General features: G+C 66.1%; 4 protein-coding genes. 3 read left to right on the forward strand and 1 reads right to left on the reverse strand.

Annotation, left to right across the window (positions count from 1 at the left end):
* From VGB60_RS06785 to VGB60_RS06795, 3 genes are all read left to right on the forward strand, one after another.
* On the forward strand, positions 1 to 340 hold a 340-nt coding region (locus VGB60_RS06785), incomplete at its 5' end, for a hypothetical protein (RefSeq protein ID WP_331037507.1).
* Positions 337 to 828 (forward strand): VOC family protein, encoded by a 492-nt coding sequence (locus tag VGB60_RS06790; protein ID WP_331037508.1) that lies wholly within the window; start codon positions 337 to 339, stop codon positions 826 to 828. The genes VGB60_RS06785 and VGB60_RS06790, both read left to right, overlap by 4 nt.
* 40 nt (positions 829 to 868) lie before the next feature.
* Positions 869 to 1,222 carry a DUF1428 domain-containing protein gene (locus VGB60_RS06795; protein ID WP_331037509.1) on the forward strand — a complete coding sequence of 118 codons (354 nt, stop codon included), beginning with the start codon at positions 869 to 871 and terminating at the stop codon, positions 1,220 to 1,222.
* A 57-nt stretch (positions 1,223 to 1,279) separates the two neighbouring features.
* On the opposite strand, the gene rpoD is transcribed toward VGB60_RS06795, so the two are convergent.
* The coding region (gene rpoD, locus VGB60_RS06800; RefSeq protein ID WP_331037510.1) for an RNA polymerase sigma factor RpoD at positions 1,280 to 2,316 on the reverse strand (1,037 nt) is incomplete at its 5' end.

Raw genomic sequence — 2,316 nt, forward strand, 5'->3', positions numbered from 1 at the left:
CGGGGTGGCCGGGGGTTTTCTGGCGCTGGACGCGGTCAGTCGGCTGGTCGCGTTCAGGGCGCTCGTCGCCCCGTCCGAACAGGCGCCGACGCTGGAGCCGACGCTGCAGGTTCCGCTGGGCGCCGTCCTGCTGCTCGCTTCCGCCCTGTATTTTCTCAGGCCCGCCCGCCTGTTCGGCGCCGCCCTGCTTCTGCTCGGCCTCGCCGCCCTGATCGGGGTCGAGGCGTCCGCCGATGCGCCTTCTCCCACGCACATGCTATTCTGGGTCTATGTCGGCGCGCTTGTCGTCGCCGGGCTCGTGCTCAGGGGTTCGCCCGCCCCCTCCAAGGAGCCGTCATGACCGACAAGATCACGCCCTGCATCTGGTACGACCTGGGCCAGGCCCGGGCGGCGGCCGAATTCTACATGTCGCTGGGTCTGCCCGACAGCCGCATCGACGGCGTGCACGCCAGCCCGTCGGACAATCCCTCGACCCGCGAGGGCGAGGAGCTGGTGGTCGAGTTCACCCTGGCCGGACGCTCCTTCATGGGGCTCAACGGCGGCCCGATCTTCCCGCAGACCGAGGCCGTATCGTTCCAGATCTACACCGACGACCAGGCCGAGACCGACCGCCTGTGGGACGCCATCGTCTCCAACGGCGGTCAGGAGAGCCAGTGCGGCTGGTGCAAGGACCGCTGGGGCGTCAACTGGCAGATCACCCCGAAGCGGTTGATGGCCTTCTACAACGACAAGAACCCGGCCCGGGCGAAGGCGGCCTTCGAAGCCATGATGACGATGCGCAAGATCGACATCGCCCGTCTGGAAGCCGCCGCCGACGCCGTCGGCTGAAATCGACCACCTCGCGTTCCAACCCCGAAGGAGAAACAGGATGAGCTACATCAACGGTTTCCTCACCCCCGTTAAGGCCGAGGACAAGCAGCGTTACATCGAGTCCGCCCGCAAAGGCTGGGAGCTGTTCAAGGCCTACGGCTGTATCGAGCACGTCGAAGCCTGGGGCGAGGGCATCGAGGAGGGCACGCTCACGAGCTTCCCGCGTGCCGTGAAGCAGGAGCCCGGCGAGGTCGTGGTCTTCGCCTGGCTGCGCTGGCCGGACAAGGCTACCGCCGACGCCGCCTGGGAGAAGATGATGCAGGACCCCGAGATGGCGAACATGGACATGCCCTTCGACGGCAAGCGCATGATGTGGGCGGGCTTCGAGACGATCTTCGACAACAAGGCCTGATCGGCCCACCCGCGCATACGAAAGGGGCGGCTCCAGTGGAGCCGCCCCTTCTGCATTCTAGCTGTCGAGGAAGCTGCGCAGCTTCCGCGACCGCGACGGGTGCTTCAGCTTGCGCAGCGCCTTGGCCTCGATCTGGCGGATGCGCTCGCGCGTCACCGAGAACTGCTGGCCGACCTCCTCCAGCGTGTGGTCCGTGTTCATGCCGATGCCGAAGCGCATGCGCAGCACCCGCTCCTCGCGCGGCGTCAGGGACGCCAGCACGCGGGTCGTGGTCTCGCGCAAGTTGCTCTGGATCGCCGCATCGATCGGCAGGATCGCGTTCTTGTCCTCGATGAAGTCGCCCAGGTGGCTGTCTTCCTCGTCGCCGATGGGCGTTTCGAGGCTGATCGGCTCCTTGGCGATCTTCAGGACCTTGCGGACCTTCTCCAGCGGCATGGCCAGTTTTTCGGCCAGCTCTTCGGGCGTCGGTTCGCGGCCGATCTCGTGCAGCATCTGGCGGCTGGTGCGGACGATCTTGTTGATCGTCTCGATCATGTGCACCGGGATGCGGATGGTCCGCGCCTGGTCGGCGATCGAGCGGGTGATCGCCTGACGGATCCACCAGGTGGCGTAGGTCGAGAACTTGTAGCCGCGGCGGTACTCGAACTTGTCGACCGCCTTCATCAGGCCGATGTTGCCCTCCTGGATCAGGTCCAGGAACTGCAGGCCGCGGTTGGTGTATTTCTTGGCGATGGAGATCACGAGGCGCAGGTTGGCCTCGACCATTTCCTTCTTGGCCTGACGGGCCTCGCGCTCGCCCTTCTGGACGGTCTGGACGATGCGGCGGTAGTCGTCGATCGGCAGACCGGCCTCCGTCGCCACGGCGGCGACGTCGCCGCGGATCTGGGCGATCTGGGCCTGTTCATTGTCGCTGAACTTGGTCCAGCGCACGCCCATTTCCTTGACCCGGTCAGCCCAGGTCGGGTCCAGCTCGGCCCCGAAATAGGACTTCAGGAACTCGGGACGGGAGATGCCGTAGCTGTCGGCCAAGCGCAGCAGCCGGCCTTCCAGACCCATCAGCCGCTTGTTGATCGCATAGAGCTGCTCGACCAGCG

Origin of the sequence: Brevundimonas sp., from assembly GCF_036399195.1 — a bacterium.
Taxonomy (GTDB): domain Bacteria; phylum Pseudomonadota; class Alphaproteobacteria; order Caulobacterales; family Caulobacteraceae; genus Brevundimonas.

Excerpts from the sequence above, each read along its gene's own strand:
- VGB60_RS06795 (WP_331037509.1), top strand. The coding sequence starts at position 869 with ATGAGCTACATCAACGGTTTCCTCACCCCCGTTAAGGCCGAGGACAAG.
- VGB60_RS06790 (WP_331037508.1), top strand. The coding sequence starts at position 337 with ATGACCGACAAGATCACGCCCTGCATCTGGTACGACCTGGGCCAGGCC.